The 14,856-nt window shown below is 42.1% G+C and carries 15 protein-coding genes; 8 read left to right on the top strand and 7 right to left on the bottom strand.

The features are described from left to right. Window positions 1-8: 8 nt before the first annotated feature. From rpsB to pyrH, 4 genes are all read left to right on the top strand, one after another. Window positions 9-863 (top strand): 30S ribosomal protein S2, encoded by an 855-nt coding sequence (rpsB, locus tag ACVW0P_RS02470; RefSeq protein WP_354427613.1) that lies wholly within the window; start codon window positions 9-11, stop codon window positions 861-863. 88 nt (window positions 864-951) lie between these two features. Continuing rightward, entirely contained in the window at window positions 952-1,803 is an 852-nt protein-coding gene (tsf, locus tag ACVW0P_RS02465) for a translation elongation factor Ts (protein WP_354427614.1), read from the top strand. Window positions 1,804-1,973: 170 nt separating this feature from the next. Beyond that, window positions 1,974-3,095, top strand: a complete 1,122-nt coding sequence (gene nagA / locus ACVW0P_RS02460) for an N-acetylglucosamine-6-phosphate deacetylase (RefSeq protein WP_457130667.1) — start codon at window positions 1,974-1,976, stop codon at window positions 3,093-3,095. Between the two features lie 50 nt (window positions 3,096-3,145). Next, window positions 3,146-3,850, top strand: a complete 705-nt coding sequence (gene pyrH, locus ACVW0P_RS02455) for a UMP kinase (protein ID WP_354427618.1) — start codon at window positions 3,146-3,148, stop codon at window positions 3,848-3,850. A gap of 110 nt (window positions 3,851-3,960) precedes the next feature. On the opposite strand, the gene ACVW0P_RS02450 is transcribed toward pyrH, so the two are convergent. The 5 genes from ACVW0P_RS02450 to ACVW0P_RS02430 all read right to left on the bottom strand — a co-directional run bounded on the left by ACVW0P_RS02450 (window position 3,961) and on the right by ACVW0P_RS02430 (window position 8,211). Next, on the bottom strand, window positions 3,961-5,721 hold the full coding sequence (locus tag ACVW0P_RS02450; RefSeq protein WP_457130666.1) for an ABC transporter ATP-binding protein: 1,761 nt from the start codon (window positions 5,719-5,721) through the stop codon (window positions 3,961-3,963). Between the two features lie 156 nt (window positions 5,722-5,877). Continuing rightward, window positions 5,878-6,240 (bottom strand): hypothetical protein, encoded by a 363-nt coding sequence (locus ACVW0P_RS02445; RefSeq protein ID WP_457130665.1) that lies wholly within the window; start codon window positions 6,238-6,240, stop codon window positions 5,878-5,880. Between the two features lie 109 nt (window positions 6,241-6,349). Beyond that, window positions 6,350-6,913: a ribosome recycling factor gene (frr, locus tag ACVW0P_RS02440; RefSeq protein WP_354427622.1), complete on the bottom strand. Its 564-nt coding sequence runs from the start codon at window positions 6,911-6,913 to the stop codon at window positions 6,350-6,352. A gap of 288 nt (window positions 6,914-7,201) precedes the next feature. Beyond that, entirely contained in the window at window positions 7,202-7,612 is a 411-nt protein-coding gene (locus tag ACVW0P_RS02435; RefSeq protein WP_457130664.1) for an RNA recognition motif domain-containing protein, read from the bottom strand. Between the two features lie 146 nt (window positions 7,613-7,758). Further along, complete coding sequence (locus tag ACVW0P_RS02430) at window positions 7,759-8,211, bottom strand: 3-oxoacyl-ACP synthase (RefSeq protein ID WP_354427626.1); 453 nt, start codon at window positions 8,209-8,211, stop codon at window positions 7,759-7,761. A gap of 295 nt (window positions 8,212-8,506) precedes the next feature. Between ACVW0P_RS02430 and ACVW0P_RS02425 the strand changes: the two genes are divergently transcribed. After that, entirely contained in the window at window positions 8,507-8,692 is a 186-nt protein-coding gene (locus ACVW0P_RS02425) for a hypothetical protein (protein ID WP_354427627.1), read from the top strand. Here the strand turns inward: ACVW0P_RS02425 and ACVW0P_RS02420 are convergent. Both ACVW0P_RS02420 and ACVW0P_RS02415 read right to left on the bottom strand, forming a co-directional pair. After that, window positions 8,689-9,816 (bottom strand): CapA family protein, encoded by a 1,128-nt coding sequence (locus tag ACVW0P_RS02420; RefSeq protein WP_457130663.1) that lies wholly within the window; start codon window positions 9,814-9,816, stop codon window positions 8,689-8,691. The genes ACVW0P_RS02425 and ACVW0P_RS02420 overlap by 4 nt on opposite strands. A gap of 64 nt (window positions 9,817-9,880) precedes the next feature. After that, a complete protein-coding gene (locus tag ACVW0P_RS02415) occupies window positions 9,881-10,456 on the bottom strand; it encodes a C40 family peptidase (RefSeq protein WP_457130662.1) in 576 nt (191 codons plus the stop codon). Window positions 10,457-11,048: 592 nt separating this feature from the next. Between ACVW0P_RS02415 and pdhA the strand changes: the two genes are divergently transcribed. The 3 genes from pdhA to ACVW0P_RS02400 all read left to right on the top strand — a co-directional run bounded on the left by pdhA (window position 11,049) and on the right by ACVW0P_RS02400 (window position 14,796). Further along, the gene (gene pdhA / locus ACVW0P_RS02410; protein ID WP_354427633.1) at window positions 11,049-12,044 is read left to right on the top strand and encodes a pyruvate dehydrogenase (acetyl-transferring) E1 component subunit alpha; all 996 of its coding nucleotides are present in this window, start codon (window positions 11,049-11,051) and stop codon (window positions 12,042-12,044) included. Window positions 12,045-12,082: 38 nt separating this feature from the next. Next, window positions 12,083-13,786 (top strand): 2-oxo acid dehydrogenase subunit E2, encoded by a 1,704-nt coding sequence (locus ACVW0P_RS02405; RefSeq protein WP_457130661.1) that lies wholly within the window; start codon window positions 12,083-12,085, stop codon window positions 13,784-13,786. A 227-nt stretch (window positions 13,787-14,013) separates the two neighbouring features. Beyond that, on the top strand, window positions 14,014-14,796 hold the full coding sequence (locus tag ACVW0P_RS02400) for a M90 family metallopeptidase (RefSeq protein ID WP_457130660.1): 783 nt from the start codon (window positions 14,014-14,016) through the stop codon (window positions 14,794-14,796). Window positions 14,797-14,856 lie beyond the last annotated feature (60 nt).

Here is a 14,856-nt window from a genome sequence, read left to right as displayed (position 1 = left end):
CACAAACAATGGCAAGAACAACATATCAGGACTTACTGGATGCAGGTGTACACTTTGGTCACCTTACCCGCAAATGGGATCCGAAAATGTCACAGTACATTTTCATGGAGCGCAATGGTATCCACATTATAGATTTAAATAAAACCTTATCTAAGGTTGAAGAAGCTGCTGCAGCAATTAAACAAATTGTAAAATCAGGTCGTAAAGTATTATTCGTAGCAACAAAGAAACAAGCGAAAGATATCGTAGCTGAATATGCAAAAGGCGTAAATATGCCTTATATCACCGAGCGTTGGTTGGGTGGTATGTTAACCAACTTTGCTACCGTACGCAAGTCGATCAAAAAGATGTCAAACATCGATAAATTGACTAAGGACGGTACTTACAGCAACTTATCTAAAAAAGAGCGTTTGATGATACAGCGCGAGCGTATCAAATTAGAAACCTTGTTAGGTGGTATAGCGGATCTTAACCGTTTACCTGCTGCATTGTTCTTAATTGACGTTAAGAAAGAGCACATCGCAGTATCTGAGGCTTTGAAATTAAACATCCCGACTTTCGCGATGGTTGATACAAACTCTGATCCATCGAACATCGATTTCCCTATCCCGGCGAATGACGATGCTACCAAATCAATTTCATTGATCACCGGTATTATCATCAAAGCTATCGAAGAAGGTTTAGATGAGCGCAAACGCGAGAAAGAAGACGAAACCGAAAAAGAAGCTGCTGCTGCTAAAGCAAAAGCTGATGCACCGGAAGTAGCTGACCGTTCTGAAGGTGGCAAACGTAAAAGGACTGCAGAAGTAACAGCTGACGCTGCTGAAACTGAAGCCCCTGCTGCTGATTCAACAGAAGAATAATATTTTGATGTTGAAAGGTTGCAAAGTTGAAATGTTTTAATGTTTTAACTTTGCAACCTTTTAACTTTATAACATTAAAACTAAAACAATGTCTACAGTACAAATATCTGCATCAGATGTAAACAAACTGCGCCAGCAAACAGGTGCGGGCATGATGGATTGCAAAAAAGCTTTAACTGAAACCAATGGCGATTTTGAAGCTGCTATTGATTTTTTAAGAAAAAAAGGTGCTAAGGTTGCTGCAAGCCGCCAGGACCGCGAATCTAACGAGGGTGTTGTTATAGCACGTACGTCTGAAGATTTCAAAACAGGTGTTGTTATCGAACTTAACTGCGAAACAGATTTCGTAGCTAAAAACGCTGAATTTGTTGCTTTCGCTAACGAAATTGCAAATGCAGCTGTTCAAGGTAAACCGGCTTCTATCGAAGCTTTGTATGACCTTACTATCGACGTTGAAAATACAACTGTTAAAATTGGTGATGCTATCATCGACAAAACAGGTAAGATCGGCGAGAAAATCGGTGTATCTAAATATGAAGTTATCGAAGGTGATAAAGTTGTTGCTTACATCCACGGTAACTACCGTTTAGGTGTGTTAGTAGGTTTAAGCAAAGCTGTTGATGGTGCTGACGAAGCAGGTAAAGATGTTGCAATGCAAATCGCAGCAATGAACCCGGTAGCTATTGATAAAGACGGTGTTGATTCGACTATCATCGAGCGTGAGATGGAAATTGCAAAAGATGTTATCCGCGCAGAAGGTAAACCGGAAGCAATGGTTGAAAAAATTGCTGCTGGTAAGCTTAATAAATTCTACAAAGACTCTACCTTATTAAACCAGGAGTTTGTTAAAGACTCTTCTAAAACTGTTGCACAGTTCTTAGACACGGTTGATAAAGGCCTAACCGTTACCGCTTTCAAGCGAGTTGCTTTAGGAGCTTAATTATATTATCCCCCTCGTATTAACGAGGGGGATTTTTTTTGCCCTGAGATTTCTAAACACCCGCGTTATAGCGAGGTACGAAGCAATCTCTTTGCTGTACAGAGCCGCTCTGCCTATGCAGAGATTGCTTCGTACCTCGCAATGACGTAAACTGTTAAATACGCGACACTATGATAACAGCACTTCATAACCTTAAACTCATCTCCGGCGGTACCATCGCCACGGGCAAAGCTGTTTTAATTGAGGGCAGCCGGATCAAAGCTATTATTGAAGATACTGCCATCCCTGCGGATGCAGAAAAGAAAGACCTTAACGACGCTTATCTTGCACCGGGTTTTATTGATTTGCAGATCTATGGTAGTGGCGGTAAACTCTTTGCCGGCAAACCCGAAGTATCTGCGCTAAAGCGTATGGAGGATGACCTGTTAAGCCAGGGCACTACCGGCTTCTTCGCCACCATCGGTACAAATACTAATGAGATTGTTGAAGCAGGCATCGCAGCCGCAAAAGAATACCGGAAAAATGGACGTGGTAACTTTTGGGGCCTGCACCTCGAAGGACCGTACCTTAACGTTGCAAAACGCGGCGCCCACCCTGCAGATTCAATTAAAAAAGCAACACTTGCCGAAGTTAAAAGTTGGATAGAACAGGCTGATGGCGTTATCAGCATGATAACCATAGCGCCGGAATTGCAGGACCAGGAAGTGATAGATTACCTGCATGCGCAGGGCATCATCATATCATCGGGCCATAGCAATGCTACTTACGAGCAGGGGAAAGGCTTTTTAAATAAACCTATCCCGGCAGTAACGCACTTGTTTAATGCGATGCCGCAAATGCACCACCGCGAGCCGGGTTACATCCCCGCCATATTCGAAGAAAAACCGTACACCAGCATTGTTGCCGATGGTAACCATGTGGATTGGCCAATGATCCGTTTAGCTAAACGCGAGCTTGGCGATAAATTATTCTTAATTACCGATGCTGTTACCGCCGCTACCGAAGGTGCTTACCAGCACAGGTTAGATGGCAACAAATACGTAATGCCAGATGGTACGCTTTCCGGCTCGAGCTTAACAATGTTAAAGGCGGTACAAAACTGTGTAGAATATGTGGGTATCGAACTGGCCGAAGCCGTAAACATGGCTACATTGTATCCTGCGGAACTGGCCGGTAAAAAAACAAAGGGGAGAGTAGCAGCAGGTTTTGACGCCGATCTGATCATCTTTAACGACAAATTTGAAACCCTGGCAACCATATTGCAGGGGAATTATTTAACACCCACAACATAAAATTTTAACAATACCATTTTATATCTATTTTTGATAAATCTTCCTTATAAATGAAATACAAAAGAGTCCTACTAAAGCTTAGCGGCGAATCCCTGATGGGCGAACGTCAGTATGGTATTGATAACAACCAGGTTTTGCAATACGCTCATGATATAAAAGCGGTTAAAGACGAGGGTATCGAGATAGCCATTGTTGTTGGTGGCGGCAATATTTTTAGAGGACTTAGTGCCGAAAAAAGCGGTATGGAACGCGCCCAGGCCGATTATATGGGCATGCTTGCCACCGTAATCAACTGTATGGCCCTTCAAAATGCGCTGGAAAGTATTGGTGTAGAAACCCGTTTACAGTCCGCTATTAAAATGGAGCAGATCTGTGAGCCCTACATTCGCCGCCGTGCCATGCACCATTTAGAGGTTGGTAAAATTGTGATATTTGGTGCCGGTACCGGTAACCCGTATTTTACAACAGATACCGCAGCATCATTACGTGCTATAGAGATCAAAGCAGACGTTGTACTGAAAGGCACCCGTGTGGATGGTATCTATACCGCCGACCCGGAGAAGGACCCGTTAGCAACCCGTTATGATGAGATCAGTTTCCAGGAAGTATACGATAAGGGCTTAAACGTAATGGACATGACCGCCATTACCCTTTGCCAGGAAAACAAACTACCAATCATTGTATTTGATATGAACAAAGAAGGCAACTTCATGAAAATCGCTAAAGGCGAACATATTGGTACGCTGGTAAAATAAGAAAAAATATAAGCGTACGAGAAAGCCCTGCTGAAAATCAGCAGGGCTTTCGTTGTTTTATAACCCCGTCATCGCAATGACGCGTGGGGGGTAAAGCATAGATTGTCTATTTACGCATCCACCGTATGCTTCTCACCAATTTGTTGCCTCCACATGGCGTAATAAAGGCCTTTCTGGTCTATCAGATCGTGATGCTTGCCAGATTCTATTATATGGCCTTTTTCCAGCACATAAATGCAATCGGCATGCATTATGGTTGACAGGCGGTGTGCTATCAATATGGTGATATGGTCATTCAGCACAGATACATCGCGGATAGTATCTGTTATCTCTTCTTCGGTAATAGAATCCAACGAAGATGTTGCCTCATCAAATACCAGGATATCCGGTTTACGCAACAATGCACGGGCGATAGAAAGACGTTGCTTTTCGCCACCTGATACTTTTACTCCCCCCTCACCAATTACTGTGTCAAGGCCGTTATCGGCACGGGCAAGCAGGGTTTGGCAGGCTGCACGTTGCAGTACGTTCATACATTCCTCGTCGGTAGCGATAGGGTTTACAAACAACAGGTTTTCGCGGATGGTACCCGAAAATAGCTGTGTATCTTGCGTTACAAATCCAATTTTCTCTCGAAGCTGGTCAAGGTCAATTTCTTTGCTCAGTATGTCGTTATAAAGGATATCACCTTGTAACGGCTGATATAAACCAACCAACAGTTTAACCAACGTGGTTTTACCCGAACCCGATGGGCCTACAAAGGCGATGGTTTCGCCGGTATTGGTTTTAAAGGTGATATTATTTAGCGCGTTGCGGTTAGCCGTTAAGTGTTTAAAGCTTACATCGCTAAATGCCAGGCTTCGCACCTTTTCTAATAACACCGGTTTTTCAGGTTTCTTATCAATAGGAGCATTCAGGATGTTCTCGAAATTGGCTAACGAGATTTGCGACTCGCGCCACGATTGGATAACGTTACCAAGTTCCTGCAAAGGGTTAAACAGGAAGAATGAATAGAACAAGAACTTCAGGTAATCGCCCGGCGTTAATTCATTTTTAAAGATCAGGATCAATAGTATCAATACCATGGCACTACGCACAAGGTTCACAACTGTACCCTGTATAAAACTCATGCTGCGCACATATTTAACCTTTTTCAACTCCAGATCGAGGATCTTGTAAGTAGTTTTGTTAAGCCGTGCTATTTCCTGTTTCGCTAAACCAAGGCTTTTCACCAGTTCGATATTACGCAGCGATTCTGTAGTAGATCCTGCCAAAGCGGTAGTCTCGGCTACAATTTTACGCTGAATATTTTTAATGCGCTTACTCAGCGCCATACTTACAAACGTGATGATCGGGATAGCGCAGAAATACACCAGTGTTACCTGGTAGTTTACCTTTAGCGAATAAACGATCACGAAGATCATCCCCACCAAACTCACAAACAGTACACTGATAAATGAGGTAATGAACTTCTCGCTATCCAAACGTACTTTTTGCAGGATACCCAAGGTTTCGCCGCTGCGCTGGTCTTCAAATACCTGGTAAGGCAGCTCAAGCGAGTGCTTTAAACCATCTGCATACATTTCAGCACCGGTTTTTTGGACGATAATATTAGTAAAATAATCCTGGAAGTTTTTTGCTATACGCGATACCATAGCCGCTCCAATGGCGAGGCCTACCAATCCAAGGGCTCCGTAAAGGCGGTATTCGAAACTGCGGGCGATATTGTCTTTAGGGATAATGTATTTATCCATAATGGTACCGGTGATCATAGGATCTACCAGCGAAAAGCCAATATTTAACCCGGCAAGGAACAGCGCGAGGACAACCGTCCAGCGGTGTTTTGATAGATAAGAAAGTAATATTTTCATGTTATAACACAAAAATAAAAAAAGGGAATGGCTAAGCGGCTCATTCCCTTTAATTTGACAATGGGGTTAATAACGGATTGTCATGGTGATCTTGTCGAACCATTATTAATACGGCTAAGCCTTCGGTAAGGCCAAGCTGACAAATAATCTTAAATATTATTCAACAGTACTGGCATTAACAATCTCGTATTTAACAACTTTGTAATTAATATCGCTATCAATATTTAAGTCGATTGTTTTTTGTGCGGCAACAACGTGTTTCTCTGTCTTTTCTGATATTACTTTATTATCGCCTTTCAGATAGGCTTTACATACAAAGCTTATATTACGGTCAGCAGATTTATTAGTAAGATGGTAGTTTCTCGACGCAAGTGTTACAGGTCGAACTATATTATTACTCGTATCAATAGTGGGGATTGAATCCACCTCACTTGAAATCACGCCATAATTTTTAAGGTCAGGTGCCGATTTGCAAGACAAAACAATCGCAATCAAAATGCATAGATATGATCTTCTCATTTATTGATAAGGTTAGATTTAAATCTAATTAAAACTTTGCAAAATGCACCCAACAAAAAAGGGATGAACCATTTGGCCACCCCTTTTCAATATATACAAACGGTTAAAGTTAAACCGTCATGATATCTTTTTCTTTCAGATCTGTTAACTGGTCAACTTTAACGATATAGGCATCAGTCAATTTTTGAACCTCGGCTTCGCCAACTTTTATCTCGTCTTCAGAAACGCCTTCAGTCTTTAATTTTTTGATCTTTTCGTTGGCATCCTTACGGATGTTGCGGATAGCGACCTTACCGGTTTCTGCTTCGCCTTTGGCTCTCTTAACCAGGTCGCGACGGCGCTCTTCTGTTAAAGGTGGTACGTTGATGCGAATAATTACACCATCGTTTTGCGGATTAATACCCAAATTAGCTTCTTTAATAGCTTTTTCTATAGCAGGTAATAACGATTTTTCCCAGGGCTGTACTATAATAGTACGGGCATCTGGCGTGTTTACGCTACCAATTTGGCTTAAAGGGGTAGGTGTACCGTAGTAATCAACGCTAATATCATCTAACATAGATGGGTTTGCTTTACCTGCACGGATCTTATTTAATTCGTTATCTGCATGATCAATCGCTTTATCCATTAAAGCTTTTGCATCATTTACTTGTTTCTTAATGAGTTCGCTCATTTTTATGATTTTTTACAAAAATAATAAAAAGTATCAAAGCCCCTTAAAATTCACTGCTTACAAGCAAAAGAATTTGCCGGCCTAATAACAGAATATTATGCAAGTAGTTTTAACAGGCTATATATGAAGTGTATAGCAATATATTGTTGTTATTAAATAACAACACCAATCACTTAAAAAAAGGCAATAAAAAGCACGCTAACAAAATTTGAGAGCGTGTTTCAAATGCTAATTAAAGCAAAGCACCGTGGTAAACGCGGCGCCTTGCTTTAATTTAAAGGCTGGTTATTACCAACGGCTACCGCCGCCGCCACCGCCGCCTCTGCTATCTTTAGAATAGCCGCCGCCACCGCCGCCGCCACCTCTGTTGCTGTCTCTTGAGTAGCCACCACCGCCACCGCCACTGCGGTTGCCGCCACCAAAACCACCGCCGCCACCGCTTCTGCGATCGCCTGGTTTTTTGTCTTCTGCCTGGCTAACTGCGATTGAACGACCGCTAACTTCAGAACCGTTTAAGCCTGAAATTGCTTTTTGTGCAGCTTCGTCATCAGACATTTCAACAAAACCAAAGCCTTTGCTTCTGCCCGACTCTCTGTCAATAATAATTTTAACGGTGGTTACTTCACCATAAGCTTCGAAAAGCTCTTGTAAATCTGCTTCCTCTAATGAGTAAGGAAGGCTTCCTACGAATATGTTCATCAAAAAATTAGTTTAGTAATGAACAGTTTTGCACCGTTCATTTATTTGTTTACACCAAATATAGAATAGAAATCAATCAATTGTACAATTATTTAATAAACTATATTTTTTATTTTCTATTTCAACTTAAATTTTAGCCTTGAATTTTACAAAACCCGCTGTATTAGGTAAGTTTTTTCGTTTAAAATAAATTCTTCGCCTGCTTTTTTATCTTTCATTTTAAAACCAATAGGCGATGCCGGCGATACAGCTATGTAGGTTTTGCCATCTAAGACCAACGCGCCGGCACTTATAGCAAGGTAAAAATTGCCATTATTGGTGAATATAACGCTCCCATTCTCTGTTTTTACGGATGGGTTGTTAACGGGGATCTGGTTTAGGGCCACCATTAACTTATTTGCCTCATTAAGTTGCGCGAGGTTGCGGTTGGTTTCCTGCTGGGCCATTTCGCGTCCGGTTTCGTATTTATCGCCCGCGCTGCTTTTAGTATCATCGTTTTGTGCCTGCTGCGCTTCAGCAATTGCAAGTTCGGCAGCCTGCATGCGGGTTTGTATATAAGCAACGCACAACGCGTGCAGCTTTGCTTTTAAATCACTCATTATATAAAGTTAAAAAACGAAGATGTAGAAAAAGGATGGGATTGCTAAAGGCTATAAAAAATAAAAGCCCCGGGCACTTGCTGCCCGGGGACTTTCAACCTAAACCTTATCACAATGTAAATGCGAGGCACTTACAAGCATATAAACGTAATTGGTTGGCAAATGATACTTGGATTTTTAAAAACTTACACATTTATGATATTTATCGATATAACACAACCAGCGGGTGTATGCAAACAAACTGGGGGAATTGTGGTTAATGAGTAGATTGTTTAACCTCAACTAACTGTTCATCATGAATTTAAAACGTACATTCGGAGCAATACTTACTGTATTAGGTATTATAGGTCTTATTTATACAGGCGTACAAATCATTCAGCACACAGGTGCCGCAACTACATTAATAGTGATTGGATTGATCTCTGTTATATTTTTCTTTACGGGTATTAGCCTTGTTCGCAATACAAAAGACGAAGCTTAATTACTTACTGCCGGTGCTATTGCACCGGTAGCAGAAATACTTAACCCGGGCCGGATAAAATCGGCCTCGGTTAAATCTTTTATACGCAGTGCCGCACGGTTAAGCGTATCTGGCAACAAACCCATGTGGTGGTTTTGCCTGTAGGATATGATCTGCCCGTTCAAAAACGCACCCTTTTTATTAATGCGGATCTTGAGCAATGGTGCAAGGCCGCATACGCCACTTACACTCACCCCTTTGTAAGTCACAAAATTACCGAGGCTGTAGGCTATAAACCGGTTTTTATATAATTCCATCGCGCGTGCAACATGCGGGCCGTTGCCCAATATTACATCAGCCCCTGCATCAATAGCGGCGTGGGTAAACAGGCGCAGGTTTCCGCGATTCTCACCTTTAAAGATCTCGGCCGAATCCGGCACGTGCTCATAATCCGTACCTTCGCCACCACCGTGAAAGGATACAATTACAATATCGTTTTTGGCTTTCAGATCTCTGATGATGGCTTTTGCATTGGCTATCTGCAATAGCGAAACCGTTTGCCCGTTGGGTGCGAAAGCGCAAAAACCATATTTTACGCCATTCTTCGTGAACGATTTTGACGGATGGCTTTTAAAGCCCGCGGTGTGGATGCCCAGGCTATCTAAAGTTTTAATAGTACTGCGGCGGCCGGCGCGGTCAAAATCATTTGAGTGGTTGTTGCCCACGCTAAGTACATTAAAGCCGGCTTCTTTAAAAACACCGCCAAACTTAACGGGCATTCTAAATAAATATCCTTTATGCTGAAACCTTAATTTATAACCAACCGGCGCTCCGGTATCTAACAACACACCCTCCAGGTTGCCAAAAGTAATATCTGCTTTTTGCAGATGCTTTAAAGCATATTTAAAACTTGCCTTTGCACTATCGGGTGGTAAAAAAGTGCTGTCCGGATAGGATGACCCCAGCATGATATCGCCAACCGCCGCAATAGTTATAGTTGTATCAGCGGGCAACAGGGCAATTGTATCTGTAGAAATAATTGGAGGATCTGCTTCCAATTTATCCGGATGCATTTTAGTTTCAGGCTGATGGCAGGCGGATAAAAATATCGCGGCAGCTATAAAAAGGATGAACCGGGCTTTCATGATCAGGCAAAAAAAATCCTCTCATGGTTAATGAAAGGATCAGGGATATTTAATTTAGGTTTGCTTAGTTAGCTGGCTTGTCATCGGTAGACGATGGCGATAGTTCACTTTTAAATGATTCTAATAAACGGCCGCCTTTGTAAAAATAACGGCTATAGTACGCTTCATCTAAATTGCTAATGGCTACACCACGCGATGATGCATGTGCAAACCTATTGTTACCAAGGTAAATGCCGATGTGCGAAATGCTGCGGCTATGTATTTTGAAGAAAACAAGGTCACCTTCTTTAAGATCATCTTTACCAACCGGGCTAACCATACTAAAAATATCGCGTGAGCTACGACGGATTGGTAAGTTAAATACATCGCTGTATAGTTGTTTTGTGAATGCTGAGCAATCGATACCTTTTTTTGATGAACCACCAAAACGGTATGGAGTACCTATCCAATTGTACACAAAGTTAAAAAGTTTCATGTTTGAGGTGGCCGAAACAGCAACACCCATAATTTGAGAAAGGTAATCTTTTGCTAAACTCTCTTGTTCGGCATTTTCTGCAACTGGAGTTGGAACAGTTTTTGTTTGAGCCTGAGCGGCTAAAACGCTCATAAATAGTGCAATAGCAATTGTAATTTTCTTCATTTAATCTCTTTAATTGCTGAATTAGGGCAGCAAATGTATATTAAATTGGACGCTGTGTCTATTGTTGAATACAAAACTATCCAATATTTTTAAACTACCAAATTAAATAGGAGATTTTTTTTCATAACGATTCAGATAATATTTTTAACCGTTGTTAATAATAATGTCGATAAAGTAAAATTCTTCGGCTGGAATTTCACCCGGTGAAATTAATTTTCAATTAGTGTTGTATGGCTTACTTAATTAAAAGTTGCCTCTATAATTTTGAATTAGTAGTTAAGCAATAACATTAAGCAAGAATTAAATAGGCTCCTAATTACCGTTTTTCGACCCAAAACCTACTTGCAATTAATGTTGAAACAAAGATTTTTTACAAGAAGATAATTGCGATAAAGCAACTTTTCGCCTTCTTACAAAGCGTACATTTTACACCATATCCAAATGTTATTTCGCATTTTTCAAAATTACTATGCGTGCATTATAACGGCCCGGCAAAAATTTAATCAAATGATGCTAACAAATTCGTTGCAGTTTCGGTTATTTGCAGGATATAATTAGATTTGCACTTCTACATAGAAACTTTATTTAATAAATGAGTTCAATCGAAATAACTAAAGACACCTACCTGATGTGGTATGAGTCTATGCTCCTGATGCGTAAGTTTGAAGAAAAAACCGGTCAGTTATACGGTCAGCAAAAAATACGCGGATTTTGCCACCTTTATATTGGGCAGGAAGCTGTGTTAGCAGGCGCTATGTCTGTTATACGCCACGAAGACAGTTTAATAACTGCTTACCGCGACCACGCACACGCTTTAGCTAAAGGTACACACCCTAACGCTATTATGGCCGAGATGTATGGTAAAGCAACCGGATGCTCTAAAGGTAAAGGCGGCTCGATGCACATGTTCGACAAGGAAAACCATTTCTATGGCGGGCACGGTATTGTAGGCGGCCAGGTACCAATGGGTGCAGGTGTAGCCTTTGCCGAAAAATTTAAGGGCACCGATAACGTAAACATTACCTATATGGGTGATGGTGCCGTGCGCCAGGGTGCATTAACCGAAACCTTTAACATGGCCGCGCTATGGAAACTACCTGTAATTTTTGTTTGTGAGAACAACGGTTACGCAATGGGTACATCTGTAGAGCGTACTACTATACAAACAGATATTTATAAATTAGGCTTGCCTTACGGCATCCCGTCATCACCGGTTGATGGTATGGACCCGGTTGCGGTGCACAACGCCATGGACGAGGCTGTACAACGTGCACGCCGCGGCGAAGGCCCAACCTTTTTGGAAATGCGTACTTACCGTTTCAAGGGCCACTCGATGAGCGATCCGCAGAAATACCGTACTAAAGAGGAGTTGGAAAGCTATAAATCAAAAGACCCTATTGAAACAGTAAAATTAGCTATTCAAAAAAATGGCTATGCTGATGACAAATGGTTCGAAGAAATAGACGCGAAAATTAAAGCACAGGTAGATGAGGCAGTTCAGTTCTCTGAAGATTCTCCTTACCCGGAAGCATCAGAGCTTTATACTGATGTTTATGTACAACAGGACTACCCGTACATCCGCGACTAATATTTATATTTAAAAATTAACAATATTCATCACAGTATATGGCTGAAGTAGTTAAAATGCCCAAAATGAGCGATACCATGACCGAAGGGGTATTGGCGAAATGGCATAAAAAAGTTGGCGATAAGGTAAAATCGGGCGATGTTTTGGCCGAGATAGAAACCGATAAAGCCACTATGGATTTTGAATCGTACCAGGACGGCACTTTACTTTATGTAGGTGTTGAAGAAGGTAATGCTGTGCCGGTTGACACTATTATTGCCGTTTTAGGTAATGAGGGTGAAGATTACAAAGCGTTATTAGATGGCGGCGGTTCTGCTCCTGCAAAAACTGAAGAGAAAAAAGAAGAAAAACCGGCGGCCGAGGAAAAACCAGCGGTAGCCGAAGATAAAAAACCGGTTGCTGCAACTGCCGAGAAATCTGCATCTGCAAAACCAAAGGTTGATACCTCAAGCATCCCGGCTACGGTAATACGTATGCCTTTGCTAAGCGATACCATGACTGAGGGTACCATTGAAAAATGGAACTTTAAAGTTGGTGATAAAGTAAAAGCGGATGATTCATTAGCTGATGTGGCGACCGACAAAGCTACCATGGAGGTTGTGGGTTACGAAGCCGGTACCTTATTATACATTGGTGTTAAAGAAGGCGAAGCCGCACAGGTTAACGGCATTATTGCTATTGTTGGTAAAGAGGGTACCGACATACAACCATTATTAGATAACGCTGATGGTGGCGATGGTACCGTTGAAGCAGCACCTGCTGAAGAAGCTACCGAAGAGAAAGCGCCGGCTGCACAGCCTGACGCTGCCCCAACTGCTACGTCAACCGGATCTACCGAGGATGACAGCCGTGTTAAAGCATCACCTTTAGCACGTAAAATTGCTAAAGACAAAGGCATTAATTTAAATGATGTTAAAGGCAGCGCAGAAAACGGCCGCATCATCAAAAAAGATATAGAAAGCTTTACACCATCAGCAAAACCTGCAGAGACCGCTAAACCACAGGAAACCGCTGCATCTGCCGCAAAAGCACCGGTTGTATTGCCAACTTACACAGGCGAAGAGAAATTTACGGAAAGAAACGTTACGCAAATGCGTAAAGCTATTAGCCGCAGATTGTCTGAAAGCTTGTTCACTGCCCCTCACTTCTATGTTACCATGTCGATAGATATGGACCAGGCAATTGCTGCCCGTAACAAAATGAACGAGGTTGCCCCGGTTAAGATCTCCTTTAACGATTTTGTATTAAAAGCTTGTGCTGTTTCCTTAAAACAACACCCGGCCATCAACTCATCGTTCCTGGGTGATACTATCCGTACTAACGAGCATGTACACATTGGTGTAGCCGTAGCGGTAGACGAAGGTTTGCTGGTACCGGTTATCAAATTTGCCGATGGTAAATCGTTAAGCCATATCTCGCAAGAGGTTAAGGAGTACGCTGGTAAAGCGAAATCTAAAAAATTACAACCTGCCGAAATGGAAGGCTCAACTTTCACCATATCAAACCTTGGTATGTTTGGTGTGGACGAGTTTACCGCAATTATTAACACACCAAACGCCTGTATTTTAGCCGTTAGCGGCATAGCACAGGTGCCTGTTGTTAAAAATGGTGCTGTAGTACCGGGTAACGTAATGAAGGTTACGCTAAGTGCCGATCACCGCGTGGTGGATGGCGCAACAGCTGCCGCATTCCTGCAAACCTTAAAATCATTACTGGAAGAGCCGGTAAGGATGATGATATAGATCAATTTCGGTCCCGATAGCTATCGGGATCAAATTTTTAAAAATCAAAAAAAGCGATGGGTTTACCCATCGCTTTTCGTTTTAGGATTATTTTATAAATATGTCATTGCGAGAAGCGTAGCCACGTGGCAATCCCGTCGCGTTCGATCTGTAAGCGAAGAGATTGCCATGCTATCGCTCGCAATTGACATATTCTTTTTTGTTAACTTGCCTCCTCACATACCGCCATGATATATTTCTCCATCATTATCGTCGTTGTTATCTGTTACTCGCTATTTCAAGGGCGCAAACGAAACGGTAAACTCACCCAAACCATTCTGACCGACGCGCAGAAGCAATTGTTAACGCAGCATATCGATTACTACAATAAACTATCAGACACAGATAAGCTTTACTTTGAGGACAGGATAGAGCAGTTTCTTGATGCCGTACGCATCGAAGGTGTAGGCTTAGAGATAACAGATACCGACCGCATTATGATAGCATCCAGCGCGGTGATCCCCATTTTTGCTTTTAAAGATTGGACGTACCGTAACGTTACTAACGTGCTTTTGTATCCGGACACTTTCGATAAGGAGTTTCAGTTTGAAGGTAACGGGAGCGAGGGCCGAAACATCATGGGTATGGTGGGCAGCGGTTACATGAACGGGCAAATGATATTATCGCGCAGCGCGCTTATTAAGGGCTTTTCTAAAAACAACGGGAAGGAGAATACCGGCATCCACGAGTTTGTGCATTTGTTGGATAAATCTGACGGTGCTACGGATGGAATCCCCGAAGGTTTCATGCTACACGAATATGTGGAGCCCTGGGTACGGATGATGCACCAGGAGATTCATAAGATAGAGGAGGGGCGTTCAGATATCGATGTGTATGCTACCACTAACGAGGCGGAATTTTTCGCGGTGGTATCTGAATACTTTTTTGAGAAACCGGAGCAATTCCAAACCAAGCACCCGGAATTGTATGACATACTGAGCAAAACATTTGGGCAAGATCCTGCAAAGTAATTAGCCTGATTAGTTTTGTCAGTCTGAACTTGTCGAAGGATTAATAGTTCGACAAGTTCA

This window comes from Mucilaginibacter sp. UYNi724 (genome assembly GCF_054057495.1).
This window is presented reverse-complemented; position numbering and strand designations above follow the sequence as displayed.

Bases quoted from the DNA above. Each gene is read 5' to 3' on its own strand.
- ACVW0P_RS02405 (WP_457130661.1), top strand. From the start codon at position 12,083: ATGGCTGAAGTAGTTAAAATGCCCAAAATGAGCGATACCATGACCGAA.
- pyrH (WP_354427618.1), top strand. From the start codon at position 3,146: ATGAAATACAAAAGAGTCCTACTAAAGCTTAGCGGCGAATCCCTGATG.
- ACVW0P_RS02415 (WP_457130662.1), bottom strand. From the start codon at position 10,456: ATGAAGAAAATTACAATTGCTATTGCACTATTTATGAGCGTTTTAGCC.
- frr (WP_354427622.1), bottom strand. From the start codon at position 6,913: ATGAGCGAACTCATTAAGAAACAAGTAAATGATGCAAAAGCTTTAATG.
- rpsB (WP_354427613.1), top strand. From the start codon at position 9: ATGGCAAGAACAACATATCAGGACTTACTGGATGCAGGTGTACACTTT.
- ACVW0P_RS02425 (WP_354427627.1), top strand. From the start codon at position 8,507: ATGAATTTAAAACGTACATTCGGAGCAATACTTACTGTATTAGGTATT.
- ACVW0P_RS02400 (WP_457130660.1), top strand. From the start codon at position 14,014: ATGATATATTTCTCCATCATTATCGTCGTTGTTATCTGTTACTCGCTA.
- tsf (WP_354427614.1), top strand. From the start codon at position 952: ATGTCTACAGTACAAATATCTGCATCAGATGTAAACAAACTGCGCCAG.
- ACVW0P_RS02420 (WP_457130663.1), bottom strand. From the start codon at position 9,816: ATGAAAGCCCGGTTCATCCTTTTTATAGCTGCCGCGATATTTTTATCC.
- ACVW0P_RS02430 (WP_354427626.1), bottom strand. From the start codon at position 8,211: ATGAGTGATTTAAAAGCAAAGCTGCACGCGTTGTGCGTTGCTTATATA.
- ACVW0P_RS02445 (WP_457130665.1), bottom strand. From the start codon at position 6,240: ATGAGAAGATCATATCTATGCATTTTGATTGCGATTGTTTTGTCTTGC.
- pdhA (WP_354427633.1), top strand. From the start codon at position 11,049: ATGAGTTCAATCGAAATAACTAAAGACACCTACCTGATGTGGTATGAG.
- ACVW0P_RS02435 (WP_457130664.1), bottom strand. From the start codon at position 7,612: ATGAACATATTCGTAGGAAGCCTTCCTTACTCATTAGAGGAAGCAGAT.
- ACVW0P_RS02450 (WP_457130666.1), bottom strand. From the start codon at position 5,721: ATGAAAATATTACTTTCTTATCTATCAAAACACCGCTGGACGGTTGTC.
- nagA (WP_457130667.1), top strand. From the start codon at position 1,974: ATGATAACAGCACTTCATAACCTTAAACTCATCTCCGGCGGTACCATC.